This window comes from Streptomyces sp. NPDC004284, from assembly GCF_042874035.1.
In the GTDB taxonomy this organism is placed as follows: domain Bacteria; phylum Actinomycetota; class Actinomycetes; order Streptomycetales; family Streptomycetaceae; genus Streptomyces.
The window spans coordinates 171,003-195,799 of record NZ_JBIAMJ010000004.1 but is presented as its reverse complement, the minus strand read 5'-3'; the positions used below and the strand labels follow the sequence as shown (position 1 = coordinate 195,799).

The 24,797-nt window shown below is 74.5% G+C and carries 20 protein-coding genes; 11 read left to right on the top strand and 9 right to left on the bottom strand.

Annotated elements, in window-relative coordinates; translation table 11 throughout:
• Window positions 1–70: 70 nt before the first annotated feature.
• The 3 genes from ACFYUS_RS13225 to ACFYUS_RS13215 form a co-directional block, all read right to left on the bottom strand.
• A complete protein-coding gene (locus tag ACFYUS_RS13225) occupies window positions 71–586 on the bottom strand; it encodes a helix-turn-helix transcriptional regulator (RefSeq protein WP_388849719.1) in 516 nt (171 codons plus the stop codon).
• A gap of 65 nt (window positions 587–651) precedes the next feature.
• Entirely contained in the window at window positions 652–3,027 is a 2,376-nt protein-coding gene (locus ACFYUS_RS13220; protein WP_388849716.1) for an ABC transporter permease, read from the bottom strand.
• The gene (locus ACFYUS_RS13215) at window positions 3,024–3,725 is read right to left on the bottom strand and encodes an ABC transporter ATP-binding protein (protein WP_388849713.1); all 702 of its coding nucleotides are present in this window, start codon (window positions 3,723–3,725) and stop codon (window positions 3,024–3,026) included. The genes ACFYUS_RS13220 and ACFYUS_RS13215 overlap by 4 nt, the downstream gene beginning before the upstream one ends.
• A 205-nt stretch (window positions 3,726–3,930) precedes the next feature.
• On the opposite strand from ACFYUS_RS13215, the gene ACFYUS_RS13210 reads away from it, so the two are divergent.
• On the top strand, window positions 3,931–5,256 hold the full coding sequence (locus ACFYUS_RS13210) for a sensor histidine kinase (RefSeq protein ID WP_388849710.1): 1,326 nt from the start codon (window positions 3,931–3,933) through the stop codon (window positions 5,254–5,256).
• A gap of 2 nt (window positions 5,257–5,258) precedes the next feature.
• On the top strand, window positions 5,259–5,972 hold the full coding sequence (locus ACFYUS_RS13205; RefSeq protein WP_388850585.1) for a response regulator: 714 nt from the start codon (window positions 5,259–5,261) through the stop codon (window positions 5,970–5,972).
• Here the strand turns inward: ACFYUS_RS13205 and ACFYUS_RS13200 are convergent.
• The 3 genes from ACFYUS_RS13200 to ACFYUS_RS13190 form a co-directional block, all read right to left on the bottom strand.
• Window positions 5,906–6,316: an STAS domain-containing protein gene (locus tag ACFYUS_RS13200; protein WP_388849707.1), complete on the bottom strand. Its 411-nt coding sequence runs from the start codon at window positions 6,314–6,316 to the stop codon at window positions 5,906–5,908. The two genes, ACFYUS_RS13205 and ACFYUS_RS13200, sit on opposite strands and share 67 nt — an antisense overlap.
• A 118-nt stretch (window positions 6,317–6,434) precedes the next feature.
• Window positions 6,435–7,673 carry an exo-alpha-sialidase gene (locus ACFYUS_RS13195; protein WP_388849704.1) on the bottom strand — a complete coding sequence of 413 codons (1,239 nt, stop codon included), beginning with the start codon at window positions 7,671–7,673 and terminating at the stop codon, window positions 6,435–6,437.
• Window positions 7,674–7,812: 139 nt separating this feature from the next.
• A complete protein-coding gene (locus ACFYUS_RS13190; RefSeq protein WP_388849701.1) occupies window positions 7,813–9,225 on the bottom strand; it encodes an aminopeptidase P family protein in 1,413 nt (470 codons plus the stop codon).
• Window positions 9,226–9,386: 161 nt separating this feature from the next.
• Between ACFYUS_RS13190 and ACFYUS_RS13185 the strand changes: the two genes are divergently transcribed.
• A complete protein-coding gene (locus ACFYUS_RS13185) occupies window positions 9,387–10,385 on the top strand; it encodes a LuxR family transcriptional regulator (RefSeq protein ID WP_388849698.1) in 999 nt (332 codons plus the stop codon).
• Between the two features lie 9 nt (window positions 10,386–10,394).
• Here ACFYUS_RS13185 and ACFYUS_RS13180 read toward each other — a convergent pair whose 3' ends face one another.
• Window positions 10,395–12,407: a prolyl oligopeptidase family protein gene (locus ACFYUS_RS13180; RefSeq protein WP_388849695.1), complete on the bottom strand. Its 2,013-nt coding sequence runs from the start codon at window positions 12,405–12,407 to the stop codon at window positions 10,395–10,397.
• Window positions 12,408–12,427: 20 nt separating this feature from the next.
• Window positions 12,428–12,976 carry an FABP family protein gene (locus tag ACFYUS_RS13175; protein WP_388849691.1) on the bottom strand — a complete coding sequence of 183 codons (549 nt, stop codon included), beginning with the start codon at window positions 12,974–12,976 and terminating at the stop codon, window positions 12,428–12,430.
• Between the two features lie 496 nt (window positions 12,977–13,472).
• Here ACFYUS_RS13175 and ACFYUS_RS13170 point away from each other — a divergent pair, with 496 nt between their 5' ends.
• The 6 genes from ACFYUS_RS13170 (at window position 13,473) to ACFYUS_RS13145 (ending at window position 19,108) form a co-directional block, all read left to right on the top strand.
• The gene (locus ACFYUS_RS13170) at window positions 13,473–14,339 is read left to right on the top strand and encodes an ABC transporter permease (protein WP_388849689.1); all 867 of its coding nucleotides are present in this window, start codon (window positions 13,473–13,475) and stop codon (window positions 14,337–14,339) included.
• Window positions 14,312–15,046, top strand: coding sequence for an ABC transporter ATP-binding protein (locus ACFYUS_RS13165; RefSeq protein WP_388849686.1), 735 nt, complete (start codon window positions 14,312–14,314; stop codon window positions 15,044–15,046). Before ACFYUS_RS13170 ends, ACFYUS_RS13165 begins: the two co-directional genes overlap by 28 nt.
• Window positions 15,047–15,069: 23 nt before the next feature.
• Window positions 15,070–16,107: an ABC transporter substrate-binding protein gene (locus ACFYUS_RS13160; RefSeq protein ID WP_388849683.1), complete on the top strand. Its 1,038-nt coding sequence runs from the start codon at window positions 15,070–15,072 to the stop codon at window positions 16,105–16,107.
• Window positions 16,107–17,318 (top strand): LLM class flavin-dependent oxidoreductase, encoded by a 1,212-nt coding sequence (locus tag ACFYUS_RS13155; RefSeq protein WP_388849680.1) that lies wholly within the window; start codon window positions 16,107–16,109, stop codon window positions 17,316–17,318. The genes ACFYUS_RS13160 and ACFYUS_RS13155 overlap by 1 nt, the downstream gene beginning before the upstream one ends.
• Window positions 17,319–17,425: 107 nt before the next feature.
• A complete protein-coding gene (locus ACFYUS_RS13150) occupies window positions 17,426–17,905 on the top strand; it encodes a DedA family protein (RefSeq protein WP_388849677.1) in 480 nt (159 codons plus the stop codon).
• A gap of 102 nt (window positions 17,906–18,007) precedes the next feature.
• A complete protein-coding gene (locus tag ACFYUS_RS13145) occupies window positions 18,008–19,108 on the top strand; it encodes an NAD(P)-binding domain-containing protein (RefSeq protein WP_388849674.1) in 1,101 nt (366 codons plus the stop codon).
• Window positions 19,109–19,369: 261 nt separating this feature from the next.
• On the opposite strand, the gene ACFYUS_RS13140 is transcribed toward ACFYUS_RS13145, so the two are convergent.
• Window positions 19,370–21,214, bottom strand: a complete 1,845-nt coding sequence (locus ACFYUS_RS13140; RefSeq protein WP_388849671.1) for an ABC transporter ATP-binding protein — start codon at window positions 21,212–21,214, stop codon at window positions 19,370–19,372.
• A 90-nt stretch (window positions 21,215–21,304) separates the two neighbouring features.
• Between ACFYUS_RS13140 and ACFYUS_RS13135 the strand changes: the two genes are divergently transcribed.
• The gene (locus ACFYUS_RS13135) at window positions 21,305–21,766 is read left to right on the top strand and encodes a MarR family winged helix-turn-helix transcriptional regulator (RefSeq protein ID WP_388849668.1); all 462 of its coding nucleotides are present in this window, start codon (window positions 21,305–21,307) and stop codon (window positions 21,764–21,766) included.
• A 39-nt stretch (window positions 21,767–21,805) separates the two neighbouring features.
• Window positions 21,806–24,730: an FAD-binding and (Fe-S)-binding domain-containing protein gene (locus ACFYUS_RS13130; protein ID WP_388849665.1), complete on the top strand. Its 2,925-nt coding sequence runs from the start codon at window positions 21,806–21,808 to the stop codon at window positions 24,728–24,730.
• The last annotated feature ends 67 nt before the right edge of the window (window positions 24,731–24,797 follow it).

Genomic DNA, 24,797 nt, shown 5'->3' with positions numbered 1-24,797 from the left:
GACTATGGAGGAAGGTAGGGCGGGAGGCGACCGGGGTCAACCGGTCGGTAACAAGCTCTCGTCGAGAGGATCAGGGCTCGCGGCTCTCCACCCACCGCCAGAAATCGACCATCATCCGCTCATACCGGATGCCGAACTCCAGCGCCTCGCGCTGCCCGCGCGTCAGCAGCTCGCCGACCTCGTCCGCGAGGCCCTCGTACTCGTCCAGGGTCCGCCGGTGCTCCTCGATCTGGACCGGGGCGTGGACGCGCGGGCTGGCGCCGAACCACAGCTTGAGGATGCCCCGTTCGCGGGCCTCGACCGGGACGAAGGCGGGGTCGGCCAGCCAGCCGCGCAGGGCGGCCGCCCCCTCCTCCGTGAGGCTCATCAGACGCCGGTTGCGACCGCCCGGCTGCCGCACCTCCGACAGCAGCCCCGCCTCCAGGAGCCGGTCGCACTGCGCGTACACCTGCGCGTGCGGCATGGACCAGAACGGGGCCACCGTCCGCGCGGCCTCCACCTTCACGTCGTACGGACTGGCCTCGCCCAGCTTGTCGATGATGCCGAGCACGAGGAAGGAGGGCGTGGTCAACCGGACTTCAGACATGCGGCGACCGTATCGCGGCGGAGAGGCGGGGCGGCCCCGGGAGGCTCCCCGCCGGGCCCCGGCCCTCACTCCGCCCGCAGCGCCCGCGCCGTCGCCGCACGGGCCGCCCAGCCCGCCGGGAGCAGCGCGCCGGCCGTCGCGATCACGACGCCCGCCGCCACGAGGAGACCGAGGAGGGCGGCGCCGTACACGTCGATGTCGGCGGGCGGGATCGTGGTGCCGACCGCGCGGCCCATCGCGGGCATCACCCGGCTGTGCAGGGCCACGCCCAACGGCGCGCCGACCGCTCCCGACACCAGGCCGATGGCGCCGACGGAGGTGAGGACCTGCGCGACCGTCTGCCGCGGGGTCATCCCCAGGGCCTTGAAGACGCCCAGGTCACGGACGCGGTCGCGGGTGTCGAGGACGACCGTGTTGAGCACCCCGAGGCCGGCGACGACGACCAGCATCAGGGTGAGCGCGACGATCAGGGCCTGCATCGCCCGGATGACGCTCGACTTGCTCCCCTCGGTGAGGGCGGCCTCCGCCCCGAGCGGTGCCACGGCGGCGTCGAGGCGCTCGGCGTAGCGGGCCGCGTCCGTGCCCTCGGTGACCGTCACGGCGAAGTCGGCGGGCTCGAAGCGGGCGCCCAGCGCGGCGACGGACGCCGCCGAGGCGCGCAGGGCCATGCTCTCGTCGCCCAGGTCGAAGACCTCTCCGACGATCCGGACCCGGACCGTGCGGCCCTGTTCGGAGAGGGTGACCGTGTCCCCGACGCGGACCCCGGTGGTGCTCAGGAACCGGGACGCGGCGACGGCCTCCCCGGCGGCCGCGAACCAGCGGCCGGAGACCATCGTGCGGGGGCTGCCGGCCGTGTCCCCCTCGTACGCGATGAGGGGTGTGCCGCCCTTGAGCCCGGCCACGTCCAGCTCGGTGCGGGCCGTCCGGTACGCCGATCCCGTCCCCGGGAGCGCGGCGATCGCCGCCGCGACGGCGGCCGGATCGGCCGGCTTCCCCGGCATCGGCCTCGGATCGCCCGGCTTCCCCTGCGCCAGGGTGACCGTGTGGACGGTGACGTCGCCGCCCCGGTCCGGGTCGCCGTCGGCCTTGATGGCGACGAGCGTGCTGCCGAGTCCCACGGCGAAGGTCACCGCGAGGGCCCCGAAGGCCACCGCCGCGGCCGTGCCCGCCGCCCGTGCGGGGCGGGCGAAGGGCGCGGCGAGGCCCAGGGTGACCGGCCGGGGCAGCGGCAGGCGCCCGAACAGGCCGAGGAGCGCCCGCCCCCGGCCGCCGCCGGCGGCGGGGCCCATGCGGAGGACCGTCGCGGTCGGCAGCCGGGCCGCGCGCAGGGCGGGCCCGAAGGCGGTGGCGGCCACGAGGGCGAGCGCGCCGGCCGGCACGACGAGGTCGACCCACACGGGGATGAGGACCTCCGTCGTCCCGTACACCTCGGCCACCTCCGCCATGACGGGCACGGCGAGCAGGTTGCCGAGGGCGACCCCGAGCACGGTTCCGGCGGTGCCCGGAATCAGCGCCTGCGCCACGTACGCGCGCCCCACCTGGAACGGGGTGAAGCCGAGGGACTTGAGGATCCCGATCCGGCGGGTCGCGGCGCCGACGGCTCCGCTCACCACGATGCCGATCACCAGCACCGACATCGCCAGGCCGAGGAACGCGAAGGCGGTGACGAAGGGCACGAAGGCGGCCGTGGTCCGGCGCGCGCTCTCCCGCACGTCGAGGTACGAGCGGCTGCCGGTGACCGCCCCGGCCGGTACGGCGGCGGTGACGGCCTTCCGGCCGGCCGTCACGTCGGTGGCGGTGTCGGCCGCGGTGAGCCGGTAGAGCATCTGGAGCGCGGGCGGCCGTCCGCCCGCGAGCGCCGTGAGCTGCTCGGGTACGACCCAGGCGTCGGCGCTCTCGCCGACCGACTCGGCGATGCCGACCACGGTGAGGGTGACGCCGTCGCCGGTCAGGCGGGTCCCCGGGCCCGAGGCGGGCGGCCGGGATCCCCGTTCCAGGACGATCTCGCCGGGAGCCGCGGCCCATCGGCCCTCCGTCAGGGTCACCGCGTCCACGGGCCCGGCGGCGGAGGCCCGGCCGACGATCGTCAGCGGTGGCGGGGCGAATCCGGGCGGGGCCGTGCGGTCCGCGCTCAGACGCCGGGAGGTGACGGCGAAGGGACCCGAGGCGGCGGCCACTCCGGACGCGTGGGCGGTGGCGGCGAGTTGCTCCGGTGTGACGGCCGATCCGTCGAACCGCAGCGTCAGATGGGCGCCGTGCTGCCGGGCGAAGGCCCGGTCGAAGGGCGCGCCGGAGGCGACGAGGAGGCCGAGCGCGAGGACGGCGGAGGCGACGGAGAGCAGCGTGGTCAGGACCATCACGGCGGTCTGCGTGCGGCGCCGTCCGACCCCGGCCCGTACGACCCGGCCGAGGGCGCCGCCGCCGGCGGGATCCGCGCTCATCGGGCCACCGCCGTGACGTCGCGGGCGATGCGGCCGTCGACGAGTTCGATCGTGCGCGTCGCGCAGGCCTCGGCGAGCGCGAGGTCGTGGGTGACGAGGACGATCGTCTGCCCGTCGGCGTTCAGTTCGCGCAGGAGGTCGCGGACGTCCGCGCCGGACGCGGTGTCCAGGGCTCCGGTCGGCTCGTCGGCGAGGAGCAGCGGGGGACGGTTCATCAGGGCGCGGGCGACGGCGACGCGCTGGCGCTCGCCGCCCGAGAGGCGGCCGGGACGCACGCGCGCGTGGCGGGCGACGCCGAGCTGTTCGAGGAGTTCGGCGGCGCGCGCCGCCGCCCGGCCGCGCGCCGTGCCGGCGAGCTGGGCGGGGAGCAGCACGTTGTCGAGGACGGTGAGGTCGTCGAGGAGGTGGAAGAACTGGAAGACCATGCCGATGCGGTCGCGCCGGTAGCGGGCGGAGGCCGTCTCGCTCAGCGCGTCGACGCGCAGCCCGTCGACGGTCACCCGGCCGGTGCTCGGCCGGTCGAGGCCGGCGAGGAGGTTGAGCAGGGTCGACTTGCCGCTGCCCGAGGGGCCGAGGACGGCGAGCGACTCCCCTCGCGCCACGCGCAGGTCCAGCCCGGCGAGGGCGGCCGGCCCCTCGTCGTACGTCCTGCCGACCTCGCTCAGGTCGATGAGCGGCTCGGCTGAGGATGGGGTCATGGGGCCCTCCGGGGCTCGGGGTCGAGTGGGTGCGCACCGACGCTAGGAGCGGCCCGCCCTCGGCCGCGTCGGCCGCGGTGGCGAAGATCCGTACCGTGTGCGGCGGATGCGCGGGCGGGTCATCCGCGCGATGTACACCGCGGGGACGGCTCCCTGGTCCCCCGGGCCGATTCGCCCGCGCGGCCCCGCTTGGCACACTGCGCCGGTGAGCAGGTACGAGGAATTCATGGGCCGGATACGCGGATCGCGGACCATCGGCGCCTTGCCCCCGCTGTCCCGCTGGGCGTGGCTGGCCGACGGGCTGCTCGCCCTGTCGCTCGCCGTGGCCACGCTCGTCGGGAACCTGAACCGCACGTACGTCGAGCTCCGTCCCTACCCGGCCGTGAGCGGTGCGCCGGTGCCGGGGCGCCTTCCGACTCCGCCCGCGCTCCCGGACGTACCGGGGGTCCCGGAGGATCCGCGCCCCTTGCACGCCGTGGAGCACGTGCTGCCGCCGGTGGAGGCCTGGGAGATCGTGGCGGCGCTGCTGACCGCGCTGCCACTGGTGCTGCGGCGGCGCTTCCCGCTGGCCGTGTACTGGGTGGTGACGGTCGCGTCGGTCGTGCTGCACCTCGGGGACGCGGCCGACGACGCCACGCGGACCACCTTCGCCGCGGGGCTCGTCGCGGCGTACAGCGCGGCGATGCACAGCCCGCACCGCAGGTCGGTGCTGGCCTCGCTCCTGGCGGGTGCCCTGCTGTACGCGGTCTTCCCGCTGGTCCCGAAGGTCGACAGCGACCTGGTGCCCCTGCTCGTCCTGCTGCCGCTCGCCCTCGCCTCGCACGGCGTCCACCTGTGGCGGCAGCGGGAGCGGGTGCTGCGGGCGGAGCAGGAGGCGGCGCTGCGCCGGGCGGTGGAGGCGGAGCGGTCGCGGATCGCCCGGGAGCTGCACGACGTGGTGACCCACAACGTGAGCATGATGACGATCCAGGCCGGTGCGGCGCGCACGGTCCTCGCCACCTCGCCCGAGCAGGCCCGGGAGGCGATGCTCGCGGTGGAGGCGGCGGGGCGGACGGCGATGTCGGAACTGCGGCACGTGATGGGGCTGCTGACGATGAGCGCGGACGGTCCCGACCCGGCGGCCGATGTGGCGCTGGCCCCGCAGCCGGGCCTGGACGCGCTGGCGGAGCTGACGGACCGGGTGCGCGCCTCGGGGGTGCCGGTGGAGGTGGCGGTGCGGGGCGTCCCGGTGGAGCTGCCGACCGGGGTGGACCTCGCCGCGTACCGGGTGGTGCAGGAGGCGCTGACGAACGCGGTGAAGCACGCGGCGGGCGCGCGGGTGTCGGTGGAGGTCGAGTACGGGGCGGACCGGCTGCGGGTGGAGGTGCGCGACACGGGCGGGCGCCGGCTGCGGACGGCCGAACCGGGCGGCGGCCACGGGCTGCTTGGCTTGCGGGAACGGCTCGCGGTGTACGGCGGTACGCTCGACGCGGGCAGCCGCCCGCACGGCGGGTACCGGGTCCGTGCGGTGATTCCGTGGGAGGTTCCGTGACCGTGGCCGATGCTCCGCGCGTGGTGATCGTCGACGATCAGGCGCTGGTGCGGACCGGTTTCCGGATGATCCTCGCCGCCGACGGCATCGACGTGGTCGCGGAGGCCGCCGACGGCGACGCGGCGGTGGCGGCGGTCCGGCGGACCCGGCCGGACGTGGTCCTGATGGACATCCGGATGCCGGGCACGGACGGCCTGGAGGCCACGCGCCGCATCCTCGCCGACGAGACGGCGGCGCCGCCGAGGATCGTCGTCCTCACCACCTACGACCTCGACCAGTACGTGTACGCGGCGCTCGCGGCGGGCGCCAGCGGCTTCCTGCTCAAGGACGTCACCCCCGAGCACCTGACGGCGGCGGTCCGGCTCGTGCGCTCCGGGGACGCCCTGCTCGCCCCGGCGATCACCCGCCGCCTGGTGGAGCGCTTCGCCGCGCCCGGTGCGGGAACGGGGGCGCGGACGGTCGCGCCGCACCGCGAGCTGGCCACGCTCACCCCGCGCGAGCTGGAGGTCCTGGAGGCCCTGGCGCGCGGCCACACCAACGCCGAACTGGCCGCGCGGTTCGGGCTGAGCGAGGCGACGGTGAAGACGCACGTCGCCCGCATCCTCCAGAAGCTCCGGCTGCGCGACCGGGCGCAGGCGGTGATCGCCGCCTATGAGACGGGTCTCGTCACCCCCGGCTCGGACGGGAGCGGAAGCAGCGCGCCCGGGTCCGGCTGATCGAGGAGGTCCGGTGGTCCGCACTCGGGGCGGAGGAGCTCGCCGAGCGCGGCCAGCCGGATGAGCCGCAGGATCGACGGCTGGTCGCAGATCAGCCGCCAGCGCGCAGCGCGCCGGTGCATGCGCCCGGCGCAGTGGGCGAGGAGTCCGAGCCCGGTGGCGTCGCAGAAGGTGAGGCGCCGGATGTCGACGGTCAGGTCGTCGGACTCCCGCACGAGGGCGTCGAGCTCGGGCCGCAGGTGCCGCACCAGGACGAGGTCGAGCTCGCCCCGGAGGGCGGCGACCGTGCGGTCGCCGGTCGAGCGGACGTCGAGGTACGGGTCGTGACGGGGGATCAGCTGCATCGGACGCTCCACAGGGTGGCTCCATGTGTCACGTCGAGCGTGGCCGCCCCGCTGCGGGGAGGGACGTTTCACCTCGGCCGCTCTCACCTGAATCGGCGAACATTCGATCGCTTTTCCCTCATTCAGGCGTGCGCGAGTCGGACGCGTGCCCGGTGAGTGCCGTCAGCGGGATGCGGCGGAACTCCACCGTCTCGTACGGGCTCCGCACCCCCGTCTCGTACAGGAGGCCGACCGTCGCCGCGTCCAGCGGCACCAGGTCCGAGTAGGCGGCCTTCCGCCGGTCCACCGTCAGGGCCTTCGTGAAGGTCTCCCCGTCGTCCCCGCTGGTCCAGACGGCCTGCTCCGCGCGGGCGTCCGGCACCGAGGGGGCCGAGAACAGCAGGGTCCCGTCACGGCCGCCCACGTACAGCAGGCTGCCCTGCACGACGGGCACGCGGTCCAGGGTGCGCTGGGGCGCGAAGGGGCGGTCGAGGCTCGCTCCGCCGTCGCCGGAGAAGGCGTCCGCGCGGTTGCCGGGGCTCGTCCCCAGCTGGTCGCGGGAGTTGAAGTACAGGCGTCCGTCGGGAAGTTGGGCCACGGTCGACTCGCTCGTGTCGATGAACCCGTCGTAGGTGTCGTCCACCAGGCCGAGGGACCAGGTCCGGCCGCCGTCGTCGCTGCAGAGGGCGTGCGCCCCGTAGTGGCGGGGCTCCTCGCCGGTGTCCGCGGACCCCTCGGGCGGCGCCGCCGAGTGGTTGGCGGGCACGACGAGCCGGCCCGCGTGCGGACCGCGCGTCAGGGCGAGGGCGTGGCCCGGTCCGGTGGCGTACCAGCGCCATCCGGGCTTCTTCACGCGCGCGGTGATCTCGCGCGGCGCGGAGAACGTCCGCCCGTCGTCGGAGCTGCGCTGGACGAACACCCGGCGGCCGCGTGCGGCGGGGACCTCGCCGCGCAGGATCCGCCGCTCCGTCGCCTCCGCGCCGTTGTACGAGCTGAGCAGCACGACGTCGCCGGAGCGCGGGTCGACGACCGGTGCGGGGTTGCCGCGCGTGTCGTCGTCGCCGTCGGCGACGACGAGCGAGGGCCCCCAGGTGCAGCCGCCGTCCTCCGACCGCCGCACCACGATGTCGATGTCGCCGCTGTCCCCGGCCCCGCCGACCCGGCCCTCGGCGAAGGCGAGCACGGTCCCGGCGCGGGTCCGCACGGCGGCCGGGATGCGGTGGCTCGCGTAGCCGCCGGCACCCGCGGCGTACGGCACGGACACCTCGCACCGGGCCGGCGGTCCCGGCTCGACGGCGCCGGGTCCCGCGAGCGCCGGCCCCAGGAGGGGCAGGGCGAGCAGCCCGAGGCTCCGCACGGTCGCGCGTCCCCCGCCCACGGATCCCCCTGCCGCCGTCCTCCGGTCCGTCGGTCCCACCCTCCCCGCCCGGCGGGGCGGGGGGCGGACCCCCGGGACGACACGAGGGGCCGCCCGCGCCGATTCACGCGGACGGCCCCTCGCGGGGTGCGGCGGGGCCTCAGCCGGCGAACCGCGCCATCCACGCCTCGACCTCGTCCGAGGAGCGCGGCAGACCGGCCGACAGGTTCTCGTTGCCCTCCTCGGTGACGACCAGGTCGTCCTCGATCCGGACGCCGATGCCGCGCCACTCCTCGGGCACGGTCAGGTCGTCCGGCTGGAAGTACAGGCCGGGCTCGACCGTGAGCACCATGCCCGGTTCGAGGACGCCGTCGACGTACTCCTCCGTGCGGGCCTGCGCGCAGTCGTGGACGTCCAGGCCGAGCATGTGGCCGGTGCCGGCCATGGTGAAGCGGCGCTGGAGCCCGAGCTCGTAGGCGCGGTCGACGGGGCCCTCGATGAAGCCCCACTCGACGAGGCGCGCGGCCAGGTGCCGCTGGGAGGCCTCGTGGAAGGCGCGGTACGGGGCGCCCGGCTTCACGGCGGCGAAGCCCGCCTCCTGGGCCTCGTACACCGCGTCGTACACCTGGCGCTGGACCGGGGTGAAGGTGCCGCTGATGGGGAGGGTGCGGGTGACGTCGGCGGTGTAGAGGGAGTGCGTCTCCACACCGGCGTCGAGGAGGAGCAGCTCGCCGGGGACGACCGGGCCGTCGTTCTGCGTCCAGTGCATGATCGTGGCGTGGTCGCCGGCGGCGCAGATCGAGCCGTAGCCGACGTGGTTGCCCTCCAGGCGGGCCCGGCGGAAGAAGGTGCCCTCGATCCACCGCTCGGACGAGGCGACCGCCCGGGAGAGCTCGGCGACGCAGTCGGTGAAGCCGCGCACGGTGGAGTCCACCGCCTTGCGCATCTCGCCGATCTCCCACGCGTCCTTGACCAGGCGGAGGTCGCTGAGCGCCCCCTCCAGCTCGGCGTCGCGCTCCTCGTCGGTGGTGACGGCCGCTTCGAGGGCCGGGTCGACCCCGCGGACGATCCGGGTCGGCACGTCGCCGCCGGCGGCGAGGTCCTCGGTGAGCCCGCGGACGTCGCGGCAGGCCATCCCGAGGACGGTCTCGGCCTCGGCGAGGGAGCGGCGGCGGCCCATCCACAGCTCGGCCGTGTAGCCGATCCAGAACTCGTCGTTGTCGCGGCTGTCGCGGGGCAGCTGGTAGCAGTAGGCGTCGTGGCCGCCGTCGGCGCGCGGTTCGAGGACGAGCGCGCAGTCGCGGGCCTGGTCGCCGGTCATGTGCACATAGCCGGAGTACGGGCGGAACGGGTAGGTGTCGTCGTTGGAGCGGGTCTTGAGGTTGCCCGAGGGGACGACCAGGCGCTCGCCGGGGAACAGCGCGGAGAGCGCGGCGCGGCGGCCGGCCGCGTACGGGGCCTGCTCGGCCGGTTCGAGGCCGTGCCGCTCGGTGTCCGCCCACCCCGTCCTCATCAGGGCGGAGAGCTCCTCGGAGACGCCGTTGTAGAGGCCGTTCTTGCGACCCTTCGCCACGTCCTGCACCTTCTTCCGGGTTGCGTTCTCGGCCGCCGGTCGTCGGCGGCACCCGGGACGGTACTCCCGCGCGGGCCCGGTGGGTGCCCGGATCGGACAGTGGCACGGATCGGCCACGCCCGGGCGGCGGGGGTGGCCCGGGCGGGTCGATAATGCGGTCCATGGCGAACGCGAAGCTCAGTGAGGCGCTCCGGCTTCTGGGGATCGGCGAGGAGGCCCGCCGGGTCTACGTCCGGCTCCTGGACCTCGGCCCCGCGCCGCTCGACGCCATCGGTTCCGCGGCCGGTCTCGACGGTGCGGAGCTGTCGGCGGCGTACGGGGAACTGGTCGACGCGGGCCTGGCGAGCCCGGCGGCGCAGGGCCCGGACCTGGTGGCGCCGGTGCCTCCCGCCGCGGGCCTGGAGATCCTGGGGCGGCACCGGGCGGCCGAGCTCGACGAGTCGCGGATCACCGTCGGCGGCGCGTTCGAGTCGTTCCGGCGGCAGCGGCTCGCCGCGTACAACGACGATCTCGTGGAGGTCGTCACCGGCGACGCCATCGGCCCCCGGAGCCGGCAGGCCTGGGCCAGTGCCCGCGCGCAGATCCGGCAGTTCGAATCGCCCCCGTACACCCCCATCGCGGGCGCCACCGAGGACGCGCTGGCCACGCTCGCCCGGGGGGTGACGCAGCGCGTCATCTACACGCAGGCCTCGTTGGAGCACCCCGACACGATGCGGACGGTCATCGAGCCGTGCGTCGAGGCCGGCGAGCAGGCCAGGGTGCTGCCGTCGCTCCCCGTCAAGCTCCTGATCATCGACGACGCGTACGCGCTCGTGTCGCTGTCGATCAGCGAGGCCGACGTGCACAACACGATGCTGGTCGTGCAGCCGTGCGGGCTGCTCTCCGCGCTCATCGCCCTGTTCGAGCAGACCTGGCGGACCGCCCTGCCGTTCCACGGCCGCACGACCCGCCCGGCGGGCGTGCTGCCCGCCGGGCTGCTGCCCGCCGACCGCCGGCTGCTCTGGCTGCTCGCGGGCGGCGCGAGCGACGACGTCATCGCCCGGGAGATCGGGGTCAGCCGCCGGACGCTCTTCCGCCGGATCCAGGTCCTCATGGCCCGGCTCGGCGCCACGAGCCGCTTCCAGATGGCGCTGCAGGCGCAGCGCCATGGCTGGTTGTAGAAGGCCTGCTCAGGCCAGGTGCTTCCGCAGGAAGGTGTGCACGAGGGCACTGTTGTGGGCGGCCTGTTCGTTGTCCCCGGCGCCCGCGTGCCCGCCGCCGGTGTTCTCGTGGAAGAGCACCGGATGGCCGAGTTCCCGCAGCCGCGCCGCCGCCTTGCGGGCGTGGCCGGGGTGGACGCGGTCGTCGCGGGTGGAGGTCATCAGGAGCACCGGCGGGTAGGTCCGGTCGGCCGCGAGGCGGTGGTACGGGGAGAGTTCGCGCAGGTGGGCGAGGTCGGCCGGGTCGTCCGGGTCTCCGTACTCGGCGATCCAGGAGGCGCCCGCGAGGAGCTTGTGGAAGCGGGTCATGTCGAGCAGCGGGACCTGCGCGACGATCGCGCCGAACAGCTCGGGGTGGCGGGTGAGCATCGCGCCCATGAGCAGTCCGCCGTTGCTGCCGCCCGACGCGCCCAGCTGCGCCGGGGTGGTGATGCCGCGTGCGACGAGGTCCCGGGCGACGGCCGCGAAGTCCTCGAAGGCCCGCGGCCGGTCCGCGCCGAGCGCGGCCTGGTGCCAGTCCGGTCCGTACTCGCCGCCGCCCCGGATGTTCGCGATGACGTACGTGCCGCCGCCCTCCAGCCACGCCCGGCCGGTGACGGCGCCGTAGTAGGGGGTGAGGGAGACCTCGAAGCCGCCGTAGCCGTAGAGCAGGGTGGGGCCGGGGCCGGTGGCGGCGTGGTCGGGGCCGATGACGAAGTACGGCACGCGGGTGCCGTCGGCGGAGGTCGCGAAGTACTGCTCGACCGCGAGTCCGGCGGTGTCGAAGCGGTCGGGGGCCTGCTTGAGGACCTCCGTGTCGCCGCCGATGTGCCCGCGGTGGAGGCTGGAGGGCTGGAGGAAGCCCGACACGTCGAGGAAGTACTCGTCGGAGACGTCCGGGTCCGTGTCCACGACGCCGACGGCGGAGAGCGCCGGGACGCCGACGAGCGGGGTGCGCGTCCAGCCGGCGCCGTCGCCGCCCGGGGTGAGGACCTCGATGCGGGCGCTGACGTCCCGCATCGTCTCCAGGACCAGGTGGTGGCGGGTCCAGGAGTGCCCGGCGAGGGCCGTCCGGGCGTCCGGGGTGAACAGCACCTCGTGGGTGCGGTCGCCCGCGAGGAAGGCGTCGAAGCCGAAGGCGAGGAGGGAGCCGGTGGGCTGCCCGAGCCACTCGGACTTCAGGGTGACGAGCAGGTGCCGGCGGTGGACGTCGACGACGGCGTCCTCGGGGACGTCGACGCGTACGGTCGTGCCGTCGGGCTTCAGGAGGTGCGTCTCGCTGCGGAAGAAGTCCAGCGAGCGCCCGACGAAGTCCCGCTCGAAGCCGGGGGTGTCGTCGCGGTATCCCCAGGCCGAGACGTCCGTGTCCTCGGCCTCGTAAACGAGCTCGGACTCCTCGATCGGCGTGCCGCGCCGCCAGCGGCGGACCGTGCGCGGGTAACCGGATTCGGTCAGCGAGCCCGGCCCGGTGTCCGTGCCGACGAAGACGGTGTCGTCGTCGATCCAGCCGATCCGCGTCTTCGCCTCCGGAACCCGGAAGCCGTCCGCGACGAACTCCCGCGTCCCGAGGTCGAACTCGCGGACCACGACGGCGTCGCCGCCGTCCCGCGACAGGCGCACCAGGGCCCGGTCGTACGCGGGACGGCGCACCCGTGCCCCGTCCCACACCCACTTCTCGCCCTCGGCGGCGGCCAGCGCGTCGACGTCGAGGAGCACCTCCCACGCGGGCGCGTCCTTGCGGTACTGCTCCAGGGTCGTGCGCCGCCACACCCCGCGCACGTGCTCGGCGTCGCGCCAGAAGTTGTACAGGTACGCGCCGCGGCGCGCGGTGTAGGGGATGCGGTCGGAGGCGTCGAGCACCTCCCGCACGCGCGCCTTCAGCGGGGCGAACCCGGCGTCGGCGGCCAGGGCGTCCGCCGTCTCGGCGTTCCGCTCGGCCACCCACGCGAGGGCGTCCTCGCCGGAGATGTCTTCCAGCCACAGGTACGGGTCGTCATCGTTCACCCCCGTATTGTGCCGGGCGGTCAGCTCCGGTCGGCGCGGTGGAGCCGTACCGCGAGGTGGTGCTGGAGCGGGCGGCCGACGGCGGCGAGGTCGTGGACGAAGTCGAGGGTGTCCTCGCCGACGAGGGTGTAGCGGCGGCGGGTCGCGTCGACCTGCTTGGCGGTGGGGGCGAGCGCGACCTCGTGGGTCGCGAGGTCGACGGCGGTGCCGTCCGCGTGGCCGACGGCGATCTCCGCGATGCCGGTGGGCTGGGTGATCAGCGCCTCGACCCGCCCCTCGGGCTGGAGCCGCCACCAGCCGCTCTCCCGGGCGGACGGCCGCAGCGGGGTGCCGTCCTCGTCGATCAGCCAGGCCCGCGCCTCGTAGTGCAGGAAGGGGCGCCCGTCGTGGCTGAAGGTGACCTCCTGCTCGTACGCGAACTCCTCGGCGAGCGAGGGATAGCCGCCCCTCCCGCGTCCCACCCAGGTCCCCAGCAGCCCGGTCACCGGCCCGAGCAGCGCGTGCGGCGCGGGTGCCTCGTCCGCCCGGAACGCGTCGGGGTACGGATGCTGCCGGTCGCGGTCGTTCATGGGATGCGCTCCTGGGTCGGGACCTGTGCCGTACGGCAGCTTAGGCGGCGGCGTCCGGCGCGCCCCGCAGGGAGCCGGAGCACCGTGAGGGCTCCGGCCCCGGCCGCGAGGCCGGCGGAGACGTACCGGAGGTCCGGGCGGGGCCCGCCGCGCCGGACCGCACGGTGAGGCCCGCCGCGCCGGACCGCACGGTGAGGGCCGCCGCGCCGGACCACGCAATGGGGCCCGGCTCGCCGGACCGCGCGTCCATCGTCCGAGACACCGTTGACCCGGCGCGTGGCGGCCGCTACCTTCGCGCCATGTTGCGTACAGCCCTGCTCACCACGCGCGGTCACATCGACCTGCTGCGGGTGGCCTCCGCCGCGTGTCGCCGCGGCTGCTGACGCCCCTTCGCCTTCCTCGTACCCCTGACGTCCTGATCGCCGTGCGCGTGTGTCCGCTCCGCGCCCACGGCCGCTGACGCGTACCTTCGCCTCCCTCTCCCCCGGAGTCCGTCATGACGGTCGACCATGCCCCACCCCCGCACCACTCCCCGCCCGACATATCTCCTTTGCCGGACGTCGAGTCCCTGACTCCCGCCCGGGGACCGGGTCGCGGCCCGTCCGTTCCGCGCTGGCTGCGCCGGGCCGCGGGCCCGGTGCTGCTGCTCGCGCTCTGGCAGGCGAGCAGCGCGGCGGGGGTGCTGCCGGCGGACGTGCTGGCCTCGCCGGGGACCATCGCCCGGGCCGCCGGCGAACTGGCCGGGGACGGGACGCTGCCGACCGCGATGGGGGTGTCGCTGCGGCGGGTCGCCGTGGGGCTGCTGATCGGCGGGGTGGCGGGGATCGCGCTCGCCCTGGTCTCCGGGCTCTCGCGGCTCGGCGAGGACCTCGTCGACGCTCCCGTGCAGATGCTGCGGACGGTGCCGTGGGTCGGGCTGATCCCGCTGTTCATCATCTGGCTGGGCATCGGGGAGGCGCCCAAGGTGGCGCTGATCGCGCTCGGCGTCGCCTTCCACCTCTATCTGAACGTGTACGCCGGGATCCGGGGCGTCGACGCGGGGCTCGTCGAGGCGGGCGAGTCCCTGGGGCTCGGCCGCTGGGGGCTGGTCCGGCACGTCGTCCTGCCGGGCGCGCTGCCCGGGGCGATGACCGGCCTCCGGTACTCCCTGGCCACGGCCTGGCTCGCCCTGGTCTTCGGCGAGTCGATCAACGCCGACGCCGGGATCGGCTTCCTCATGAACCAGGCGCGGGAGTTCTTCCGCACGGACGTGATCGTCGTCTGCCTGGTCGTCTACGCCTTCCTCGGCCTGCTCGCCGACGCCCTCGTCCGCACTCTCGAAAGGCTGCTGCTGCAATGGCGACCGACCTTCACGGGGCAGTGACCGTCCAGGGTCTCACCCGCTCCTTCGACGGGCGTCCCGTCGTCGACGGTCTCGATCTGACCCTGCGCGCCGGGCAGTTCACCGCCCTCCTCGGGCACAGCGGCTGCGGCAAGTCGACGCTCCTGCGGATCCTCGCGGGGCTCGACCGGGAGGTCTCCGGCACGGTCCTGGTGCCGCGCCGCCGCGCGGTCGCCTTCCAGGCGCCGCGCCTCATGCCCTGGAAGAAGGTCTGGCGGAACGTGCTGCTCGGGCTGCCGGGGAAGCCGGACCGGGCGGTGGCGGAGCGGGCGCTCGCGGAGGTGGGGCTCGGCCACCGCTCGGGGGCGTGGCCGAAGACCCTGTCGGGCGGCGAGGCCCAACGCGCCTCGCTCGCCCGGGCGTTGGTACGGGATCCGGATCTGCTGCTGCTCGACGAGCCGTTCGGCGCGCTCGACGCGCTGACCCGGATCAAGGCCCAGCGGCTGGTGGCCGAGCTGTGGCGGCGGCGCGGCTGCACGGTCCTGCTCGTCACGCACGACGTCGACGAGGCGCTGCTGCTCGCGGACCGGGCGCTGGTGATGCGGGACGGCGTGATCGCGTACGACACCGCCGTCGACCTCGACCGCCCCCGCTCCCCCGGCGATCCGGCACTGGCCGCGCTCCGCGGCCGCCTGCTCGCCGAACTCGGCGTCAACGACGGCGAGTTCGCCGACACCACCACGGCCTGACCGAGCCCTCCGAGGAGACGACGATGAAGTCCTTCCGCCTGTCCGCCGCCGCGGCGCTGCTCGTGCCGCTCGCCCTGCTCGCCTCCGCCTGCTCCGGCGCCTCCGCCGCCTCCGACGGCACCTCGCACTCCGACGGCAGGGGCTCCCTGGTCCTGAACGTCGGCGACCAGAAGGGCGGTTCCGAGGCCCTGCTGCGCGCCGCCGGCGAGCTCGACGACCTCCCGTACCGGGTGAAGTGGTCGACCTTCACCTCCGGACCGCCGCTGCTCGAAGCGATCAACGCCAAGGCCGTCGACTTCGGCTCCGTCGGCAACACCCCACCCGTCTTCGCCGCCGGTGCCGGCTCGAAGATCACCGTGGTCGCCGCGACGCACGGCGACTCCGCGGGCGAGGCGATCCTCGTCCCGAAGGACTCGCCGCTGCGCACCGCGCGGGACCTCAAGGGGAAGAGGGTCGCCGTCGCCCAGGGCAGCTCCGCCCACTTCCAGCTGATCGCCTCGCTCCGGAAGGCCGGCCTGACCCTGGACGACGTCCGGGTCAGCCTGCTGCAGCCGGCCGACGCCCTGGCCGCGTTCACGAGCGGCAAGGTCGACGCCTGGGCGGTCTGGGACCCGTACACCTCGCAGGTCCTGCTGAGCGGCAAGGGCCGGGTGCTGACCGACGGGCGCGGCCTCGTCAACGGCCTCGGCTTCCAGGTCGCCGCGCCCTCGGCCCTGGCCGACAAGGAGAAGGCGAAGGCGATCGGCGACTTCGTCGAACGCCTCCGCCGCGCCCAGGGCTGGGTGTTCGGCCACCCCGAGGAGTGGGCGAAGGTCTGGGCGAAGGAGACCGGGCTGCCGTACGAGGTGGCGCTGGCCGCCGTGAAGCGCAGCAACGGCACCCGCGTCCCCGTCGCCCTCGACGACGCGGCGATCGCCTCCGAGCAGCAGCTCGCCGACACCTTCGCCGGACTGAAGCTCATCCCCCGCACGTTCCGCTTCGCCGACTACGTCGACACCCGCTTCAACAAGGACCTGCCGCCGTCCACCACCCCGGCGCGCAGCTACGGAAAGGCCTCCTGATGACCGTCCATCTGCACTGGTTCCTGCCGACCGGCGGCGACGGCCGGACCCTCGTCGACCGGCACGCCTACACGGACGGCGGGATCACCCGGGACCGGACCGTGTCCGGGGTCCGCGCCCCCGACATCGACTATCTGATCCAGATCGCCAAGGCGGCCGAGCAGCTGGGCTTCGAGGCCGTGCTGACCCCGACCGGCACGTGGTGCGAGGACGCCTGGCTGACGACGGTCGCGCTGTCCCAGCACACCGAACGCCTCAAGTTCCTGGTGGCGTTCCGGCCGGGGGTGATCTCGCCGGTGCTCGCGGCCCAGATGGCGTCGACGTACCAGCGGATCACCCGGGGCCGGCTCCTGCTCAACGTCGTGACCGGCGGCGACTCGGCCGAGCAGCGCCGCTTCGGCGACCACCTCGACCACGACCGGCGGTACGCGCGGACGGCCGAGTTCCTCTCGGTGGTGCGGGGCGCCTGGGGCGGGCGGCCGTACGACTTCGAGGGCGAGCACTTCCGGATCGAGGGCGGGCTGACCGCGCTGCCGCCGGACCCGCTGCCCGAGATCTTCTTCGGCGGCTCGTCCGCGGCCGCGGGCCCGGTCGCGGCGGAGCACGCGGACGTGTACCTGACCTGGGGCGAGCCGCCCTGGCAGGTGAAGGAGAAGATCGACTGGATCCGGCGGCTCGCGGAGGAGCGCGGCCGGACGGTCCGCTTCGGGATCCGACTGCACACGATCTCGCGGGACTCGGCGCGCGAGGCCTGGGCGACGGCCGACCGGCTGCTCTCCGATCTCGACGAGGAGACCGTCGCGGCGGCGCAGGAGCTCCTCGGGCGGAGCGAGTCGGTGGGCCAGCAGCGGATGCTGGCGCTGCACCGGGGCGGCTCCCTCGACCGCGACCGCCTGGAGATCTCGCCGAACCTGTGGGCGGGCGTCGGTCTGGTACGGGGCGGGGCCGGCACCGCGCTGGTGGGCAGCCACGCGGACGTCGCGGACCGGATCGAGGAGTACCACGACCTGGGCGTGGAGCACTTCGTCCTGTCCGGCTACCCGCACCTGGAGGAGGCGTACTGGTTCGGCGAGGGCGTGACGCCGGAGCTGGCGGCGCGCGGTCTGCTGCCGTCGCCCCCGGCCTCCCCTCTGCTCGGCGTCCCCGCGGCGAACGGCCGCCCGGCCTCGGCCCCGGGCGGCGCGCCGCTGCTGGTACCGGGCGGGCGGTAGGAGGTCGCCCCGCGCCGGGCACCCCCGGGCCATCCGAACCCTGCGCGATCGTGCCGCCCGACAGCCGGACGACCGCGCAAGGTTCGGTTAGGCTAACCTTTCCCGGCATGGAGATCGTACTCACGGCCGGAGCCCTGTACGTCATCGTCCTGCTGCGCGCCGGAGGGACGTTCGCCGTCGGGTGGCTCGCCGGCGCCGGCGCCCGGCGCAGCAGGTTCGCCGGGCGGATCTCCTCGGCGAAGTTCCGGCGCGTCGAGCGGGCGATCCAGCGGTGGGGCGCGCCGGTGGTGGCCGTCTCCTTCCTGACCGTCGGTTTCCAGACCGCCGCCAACTTCCTCGCGGGCAGCATGCGCATGCCGCTGCCGCGCTACCTCCCCGCCCTGTTCATCGGCGGAGCGGCCTGGGCGCTGCTCTACGCGACCGCGGGGCTCGGCGCGCTCGAAGTGCTGGGCAGGCTCTTCGCCGGACGGACGGCCCTCGGGGTGTCCGCCGTGGCCGTCCTCCTCCTCGCGGTGTGCGGGGTGGTGGCGTACCGCAGGAGAAGGCCGGTCCCGCCCTCCGGCGACACCGCGCCCGACGCGTCCTGAGTCCGCCCCGCGAGGGCCGCTCGCCCCGGACGGGCGGCGGGCACGGGAAGAACCGCCGGGGGGCACGGGAAGAACCGCACCCCCGCCCCGGTTGGTGGAAGCGTGAACGATTTCGGGTTCGAAGAGGTCAGGGCGGTCGACGTCGTCGTCATCGGCGCCGGACAGGCGGGGCTCTCGGCCGCCTTCCATCTGCGGCGCACCGGCCTGGAGCCGGACCGGGACTTCGTCGTCCTGGACCACGCCCCGAATCCGGGCGGCGCCTGGCAGTTCCGCTGGCCGTCGCTCACGTACGGCAAGGTCCACGGGATGCACGCGCTGCCCGGCATGGAGCTGACCGGAGCCGATCCCGCGCGCCCCTCCTCGGAGGTGATCGGCGCGTACTTCGACACGTACGAGCGGACCTTCGACCTGCGGGTCCACCGGCCCGTCGACGTCACGGCCGTCCGGGAGGGCGAGGGCGGCCGGCTCCGGGTCGAGACCTCGGAGGGCGTGTACGCGACACGGGCCCTGATCAACGCGACCGGCACCTGGGACCGTCCGTTCTGGCCGCGCTACCCGGGGCAGGAGACCTTCCGGGGCCGCCAGCTGCACACCGCCCAGTACCCGGGCCCCGAGGCGTTCGCCGGAAAGCGGGTGCTGGTCGTGGGCGGCGGGGCCTCCGGCACCCAGCACCTCATGGAGATCGCCGAGGCCGCCGCGGGGACGACCTGGGTGACCCGGCGCGAGCCCGTCTACCGCGAGGGCTCCTTCGGGGAGGCCGAGGGACGGGCCGCCGTCGCCCTGGTCGAGGAGCGGGTACGGCGCGGGCTGCCGCCGCAGAGCGTCGTCTCGGTCACCGGGCTTCCCCTCAACGACGCGATCCGCGCGGCCCGCGCGCGCGGGATCCTGGACCGGCTGCCGATGTTCGACCGGATCACCCCGACCGGGGTGGCCTGGGACGACGGCCGGACCGTCGACGTGGACGTCATCCTGTGGGCGACCGGTTTCCGGGCGGCGATCGACCATCTGGCGCCGCTGCGGCTGCGGGAGCCGGGCGGCGGCATCCAGGTCGAGGGCACGCGCGCGGTGCGGGACGAGCGCGTCCACCTCGTCGGCTACGGCCCCTCGGCCTCGACGATCGGCGCCAACCGCGCCGGCCGCGCGGCCGTCTCCGACATCCGCCGCCTCCTGAGCCGTGAACCGGTGACCGCACCGACCGCCTGAGCCGCCCCGCCCCCGCACACACGGCGGCGCCGCCGGCCCCCGGGGACGGGGGACCGACGGCGCCGGCTGCTGCGAGCGTCAGATGAGCCAGCCCAGGAAGTGGAAGACGCCGGCGAGCAGGTTGGTGATGACGTTCATGGTGGTGCTTCTCCTCATACAGGTACATCAGTGGGACGTGTGCGGTCGCGGTCTGCAGCCCGTCGCTCGCACTCCGTAATCATCCGATGGCCCAAAGGAGTTGAGCAACGAATCCCGGCACGATCACACGTTCTGGGGAACAACCGCTCCCACGTTCGCCTGTTCGGTACGGGCGTCCCGGCGGACCAGCGCCGCGTACCGCCCGCCCTGGGCGAGGAGCTCCTCGTGGGTCCCGCGCTCCGCTATGCGGCCCGCCTCCAGGACGACGATCTGGTCGGCGTCGCGGACGGTGGAGAGACGGTGGGCGATGGTGATGGTGGTGCGGCCGGCCGACAGGGCGTCGATGGCGCGCTGCACCGCGTGCTCGGTCCGGGTGTCGAGGGCGCTGGTCGCCTCGTCGAGGATCAGGACCGGCGGATCGCGCAGGATGGTGCGGGCGATGGCGAGGCGCTGCTTCTCGCCGCCCGAGAAGCGGTAGCCGCGCTCGCCGACGAGGGTGTCGTACCCCTCGGGGAGCGAGGCGATGTGCTCGTGGATCTGGGCGGCGCGGGCGGCGGCCTCGATCTCCTCGTCGGTGGCGTCCGGCTTGGCGAAGCGGAGGTTGTCGGCGACGGAGGCGTGGAAGAGGTACGTCTCCTGGGAGACGACGCCGACCGCGCGGGCGAGGGTGTCGAAGTCCAGGTCGCGCACGTCGACCCCGTCGAGGGTGACGCGGCCGCCGGTGACGTCGTACAGCCGGGGCACCAGATAGCTGAGGGTGGACTTGCCGGAGCCGGTGGGGCCGACGACGGCCAGGCTGCCGCCGGCGGGGACCGTCAGGTCGATGCCGTCCAGGGTCGGGCGGCTCTGCCCCTCGGGGTCGTAGTGGAACTCGACCTTCTCGAAGGAGACCTCGCCGCGGATCTCCGGCAGCCGGACCGGCTCGTCGGGTTCGGTGATGTCGACGGGCAGGTCGAGGTACTCGAAGATGCGCTGGAAGAGCGCGAGGGAGGTCTGCACCTGCACGCCGGTGGAGAGCAGGCTGACGGCGGGCCGGAAGAGGCCCTGCTGGAGGGAGACGAAGGCGACGAGCGTGCCGAGCGAGATCTGCGGGCCGCCCGAGCCGAGGGCGACGCCGGCGGCCCAGTAGATCAGGGCGGGCATGGCGGCCATGACGATGCCGATGGTGGACATCCGCCACCGCCCGGCCATGGAGGAGCGCACTTCGAGGTCGACGAGGCGCTCGGACTCCTCGGCGAAGGACCTGGTCAGCGAGTCGGCGCGGCCCATGGTGCGGCCGAGCAGGATGCCGCTGACCGAGAGGGACTCGGTGACGGTCGCGGCCATGGCGGCCATCTGCTTCTGGCGCTGGGTGGTGATCTTCTTGCGCTCGCGGCCGACGCGCCGGCTGATCCAGACGAAGACCGGCAGCAGGAGCAGCGAGACGAGGGTGAGGCGCCAGTCGAGGGCGAGCATGGCGACGACGGTCGCGACGACGGCGGTGAGGTTGGAGACGAGGGAGGTGGCCGTGGAGGTCACGGTCGCCTGCATGCCGCCGATGTCGTTGGCGATGCGGGACTGGACCTCGCCCGTACGCGTGCGCGTGAAGAAGGCGAGCGGCATCCGCTGGAGCTGCTCGTAGACCCCGGTGCGCAGGTCGTGCATGACGCGCTGGCCGACGGTGGTCGATATGAGGGTCTGGAGCACGCCGAAGACGCTGGTCAGGACGGCGGTGGCGATCATGCCGAGGGCGAGCAGGCTGAGCAGCCCGGTGCGGCCCTGGGGGATCGCGACGTCCAGGATCTCCCGGAGGAGGAACGGCGAGGCGACCGACACGAGCGAGGCGGCGCCGACCAGGAGGCCGACGAGCGCGAGGCGCGCGCGGTAGGGGTGGAAGAGCCGCAGGATCCGCCGCACCTGGGCGGGCTCCTCGGGGCGGCCGGGGTCGCGGGGCGGGGGCGTCCAGTCGGACTGGTCGTGGGGGCGCATGGGCTCCTTCGGAGGATTCGACGGTCGATGAAGACCATAGCTCACTGTTACCTATACTCACAATGAACATGGTCCTGATATTGTTCCCGTATGAGCACCTCCGACCCGCTGGCCAGGACCGACACCGACGGGCTCCTCGCCGAGCAGCTGCTGCGACTCACCCGGCGGCTGCACCGCATCCAGAAGCACCACCTGGAGCCGGTCGGCATCACGCCCGCGCAGTCCCGGCTGCTGCGCATGGTCGCGCACTTCGGGGAGCCGCCCCGGATGGCGGACCTCGCGGCCCGCCTGGAGGTCGTCCCGAGGGCCGTGACCAGTCTCGTCGACGGACTGGAGGCGAGCGACCGGGTGCGCCGGGTGCCCGACCCCGACAACCGCCGGGTGGTGCGGATCGAGCTCACCGACGCCGGCCGCGCCACGCTGCGCGAGCTGCGCAGCGCGCGCAGGGCCGCCGCAGAGGACATCCTTGCTCCATTGACCGTCGACCAGCGCGAGGTGCTCGAAGGTCTGCTGTCCGCCCTGGTCGACCCCGGCCCGGAGCGCGGCTGCTGATCCCTCGGGCGCGGGGCCGCGCCGAAGGGGAGCCGTGACATGCCGCTGCTTGAGCCGAACCCGCAGGCCCTCCGCCCCGGCACGAAGCGGACCCCCGCCCCGGACCGCGTGCCGGAGCTCCAGTCCCGGGGCACGCCACGGCGGCTGCGCGAGGAGCTCACCGAGCTCCTCGGCCCGGGGAAGGTCCTGTCGAAGATCTCCGACCTGGTGCGCTACGCCTCGGACGCCAGCCCGTACCGCTTCGTCCCGCAGGTCGTCGTGGTCGCCGAGGACATCGACGACATCTCCACCGTCCTGTCGTACGCCCACGGCAAGGGCCGCGAGGTGGTCTTCCGGGCCGCCGGGACCAGCCTCAACGGACAGGCGCAGGGCGAGGACGTCCTCGTCGACGTGCGCCGCCACTGGGCGGGCGTCGAGGTCCTGGACGGCGGGGCCCGGGCCAGGGTCCGGCCCGGCACCACCGTGGTGCGGGCCAATGCCGCGCTCGCCCCGTACGGGCGGGTCCTGGGGCCCGATCCGGCCAGCGCGGTCGCCTGCACGATCGGCGGGGTCGTCGCCAACAACGCCTCGGGGATGACGGCCGGCACCACCCGGAACTCGTACCGGACCGTCGCCTCCCTCACCGTCGTGCTGCCGAGCGGGACCGTGGTCGACACGGCCGCCCCGGACGCCGACGAGGAGCTCGCGCGCGCCGAGCCGAGGCTGTGCGCGGAGCTGCTCGCGCTGAAGGCGGAGATCGAGGCGGACGCCGAGCTGACCGCCCGGATCCGCGCCAAGCACACCATCAAGAACACCAACGGCTACCGGCTCGACGCCTTCCTCGACGGCGACACGCCGGTGCGGATCCTGCGCGGTCTGATGGTCGGCTCCGAGGGCACCTTCGGCTTCATCTCCGAGGTCGTCTTCGACACCCTGCCGCTGGACCGCGCGGTCTCCACGGCCCTGCTCTTCTTCCCCTCGCTGCCGGCCGCCGCCGCGGCCGTGCCCCTGTTCAACGAGGCCGGGGCGCTCGCCGTCGAGCTGATGGACGGCAACACGCTGCGGGCCTCGGTGAGCGTGGCGGGCGTGCCGGCCGACTGGGCGGAGCTGCCGAAGGAGACGGCGGCGCTCCTGGTCGAGTTCCGGGCCCCGGACACGGCGGCCCTGGAGGCGTACGAGCGGGCGGCGGAGCGTGTGCTCGCCGGTCTCGAACCGGTCGCCCCGGTGGCCTCCGCGGAGAACGCCTTCACCCGGGACCCGAAGCGGATCTCCGGCTACTGGAAGGCCCGCAAGGCCTTCGTGACGGCCGTCGGCGGCTCCCGCCCCTCCGGTACGACCCTGATCACCGAGGACTTCGCGGTGCCGCCGGAGCGGCTCGCGGAGGCCTGCGAGGCGCTGCTGGACCTCCAGGCCCGGCACGGCTTCGACGCGGCCGTGGCCGGGCACGCGGCCCACGGCAACCTCCACTTCCTGCTCGCCTTCGACGCGGCCGACCCCTCCGACGTCGAGCGGTACGCGGCCTTCATGGACGAGTTCTGCAAGCTGACCGTGGAGCGCTTCGACGGCTCGCTGAAGGCGGAGCACGCCACCGGCCGCAACATCGCGCCCTTCCTGGAGCTGGAGTGGGGGGCGAAGGCGACCGATCTGATGTGGCGGGTCAAGGAGGCCGTCGACCCGGCCGGCGTGCTCGCCCCGCGGATCGTCCTGGACCGCGATCCGCAGGCCCATCTGCGCGGCCTGAAGACGATCCCGGCCGTGGAGCGGATCGCCGACCCCTGCATCGAGTGCGGCTTCTGCGAACCGACCTGCCCCAGCCACGACCTGACGACCACTCCGCGCCAGCGGATCGTGCTGCGCCGGGAGATGATGCGCCAGTCCGACGGCTCCCCCGTCGAGACCCGGCTCCTGGAGTCGTACGGCTACGACGCCGTCGACACCTGCGCCGGCGACTCCACCTGCAAGCTGGCCTGCCCGGTCGGGATCGACACGGGGGCGCTGATGAAGGAGTTCCGGCACGAGCGGCACTCCCCGCGCGAGGAGCGGATCGCCGCCCTCGCCGCGAGGAACTTCCGTGCCGTGGAGGCCTCCGCGCGGCTCGCGGTCGCGGCGGCGGACCGGATCGGCGACCGGGTCCTGGAATCGGTGACGGGCCTCGCCCGCAGGGCCGTCCGCCCCGACCTCGTACCGGAGTGGCTGCCGGAGATCCCGGGCGCGGCGGCGCGGCGGCTGCCCCGCACCCACCGTCCGGCGGCGGTCGCCGTGTACTACCCGGCCTGTGTGAACCGCATCTTCGGCAACCCGGAGGGCGAGCGCGGGCCCTCGCTGCCGGAGGCCGTCGTCGCGGTGTCCGCGCGGGCCGGGCGGCCGGTGTGGATCCCGGACGACGTGGCGGGGACGTGCTGCGCGACGATCTGGCACTCCAAGGGGTACGAGCGGGGCGACGAGGTGATGGCGAACCGGATCGTCGAGGCCGCCTGGGGCTGGACGGCCGGCGGGCGGCTGCCGCTGGTGGTGGACGCCTCCTCGTGCACCCTCGGGCTCGCGCACGAGGTGGTGCCGTACCTGACGGAGGACAACCGGGAGCTGCACGCCGAACTGACCGTGGTGGACTCGCTGGTGTGGGCGGCGGACGAGCTGCTCCCCCGGCTCGACGTGCGGCGCCGCGTCGCCTCGGCCGTGGTCCATCCGACCTGCTCGATGCGGCACCTGGGCGACGAGGAGAAGCTCACCGCACTCGCCGAGGCCTGCGCGGAGGAGGTCGTCGTCCCCGCCGACGCGGGCTGCTGCGCCTTCGCCGGCGACCGGGGCATGCTGCACCCGGAGCTGACGGCCTCGGCGACGGCCCGCGAGGCGGCCGAGGTGACGGCCCGGCCGTTCGACGCGCACCTCTCGGCGAACCGGATGTGCGAGATCGGCATGGACCGGGCGACGGGCCGGAGCTACCGGTCGGTGCTGCTCGCCCTGGAGCGCGCCACCCGCCCCTGACCGTCCGGGTCTTCGGACGGAGGGCCTCTCACTCCGGGCGGTGAGGGGCCCTTCGTATGTTCGAGTG

Bases quoted from the DNA above. Each gene is read 5' to 3' on its own strand.
- ACFYUS_RS13225 (WP_388849719.1), bottom strand. From the start codon at position 586: ATGTCTGAAGTCCGGTTGACCACGCCCTCCTTCCTCGTGCTCGGCATC.
- ACFYUS_RS13220 (WP_388849716.1), bottom strand. From the start codon at position 3,027: ATGAGCGCGGATCCCGCCGGCGGCGGCGCCCTCGGCCGGGTCGTACGG.
- ACFYUS_RS13215 (WP_388849713.1), bottom strand. From the start codon at position 3,725: ATGACCCCATCCTCAGCCGAGCCGCTCATCGACCTGAGCGAGGTCGGC.
- ACFYUS_RS13200 (WP_388849707.1), bottom strand. From the start codon at position 6,316: ATGCAGCTGATCCCCCGTCACGACCCGTACCTCGACGTCCGCTCGACC.
- ACFYUS_RS13185 (WP_388849698.1), top strand. From the start codon at position 9,387: ATGGCGAACGCGAAGCTCAGTGAGGCGCTCCGGCTTCTGGGGATCGGC.
- ACFYUS_RS13175 (WP_388849691.1), bottom strand. From the start codon at position 12,976: ATGAACGACCGCGACCGGCAGCATCCGTACCCCGACGCGTTCCGGGCG.
- ACFYUS_RS13170 (WP_388849689.1), top strand. From the start codon at position 13,473: ATGACGGTCGACCATGCCCCACCCCCGCACCACTCCCCGCCCGACATA.
- ACFYUS_RS13165 (WP_388849686.1), top strand. From the start codon at position 14,312: ATGGCGACCGACCTTCACGGGGCAGTGACCGTCCAGGGTCTCACCCGC.
- ACFYUS_RS13160 (WP_388849683.1), top strand. From the start codon at position 15,070: ATGAAGTCCTTCCGCCTGTCCGCCGCCGCGGCGCTGCTCGTGCCGCTC.
- ACFYUS_RS13155 (WP_388849680.1), top strand. From the start codon at position 16,107: ATGACCGTCCATCTGCACTGGTTCCTGCCGACCGGCGGCGACGGCCGG.
- ACFYUS_RS13150 (WP_388849677.1), top strand. From the start codon at position 17,426: ATGGAGATCGTACTCACGGCCGGAGCCCTGTACGTCATCGTCCTGCTG.
- ACFYUS_RS13140 (WP_388849671.1), bottom strand. From the start codon at position 21,214: ATGCGCCCCCACGACCAGTCCGACTGGACGCCCCCGCCCCGCGACCCC.
- ACFYUS_RS13135 (WP_388849668.1), top strand. From the start codon at position 21,305: ATGAGCACCTCCGACCCGCTGGCCAGGACCGACACCGACGGGCTCCTC.
- ACFYUS_RS13130 (WP_388849665.1), top strand. From the start codon at position 21,806: ATGCCGCTGCTTGAGCCGAACCCGCAGGCCCTCCGCCCCGGCACGAAG.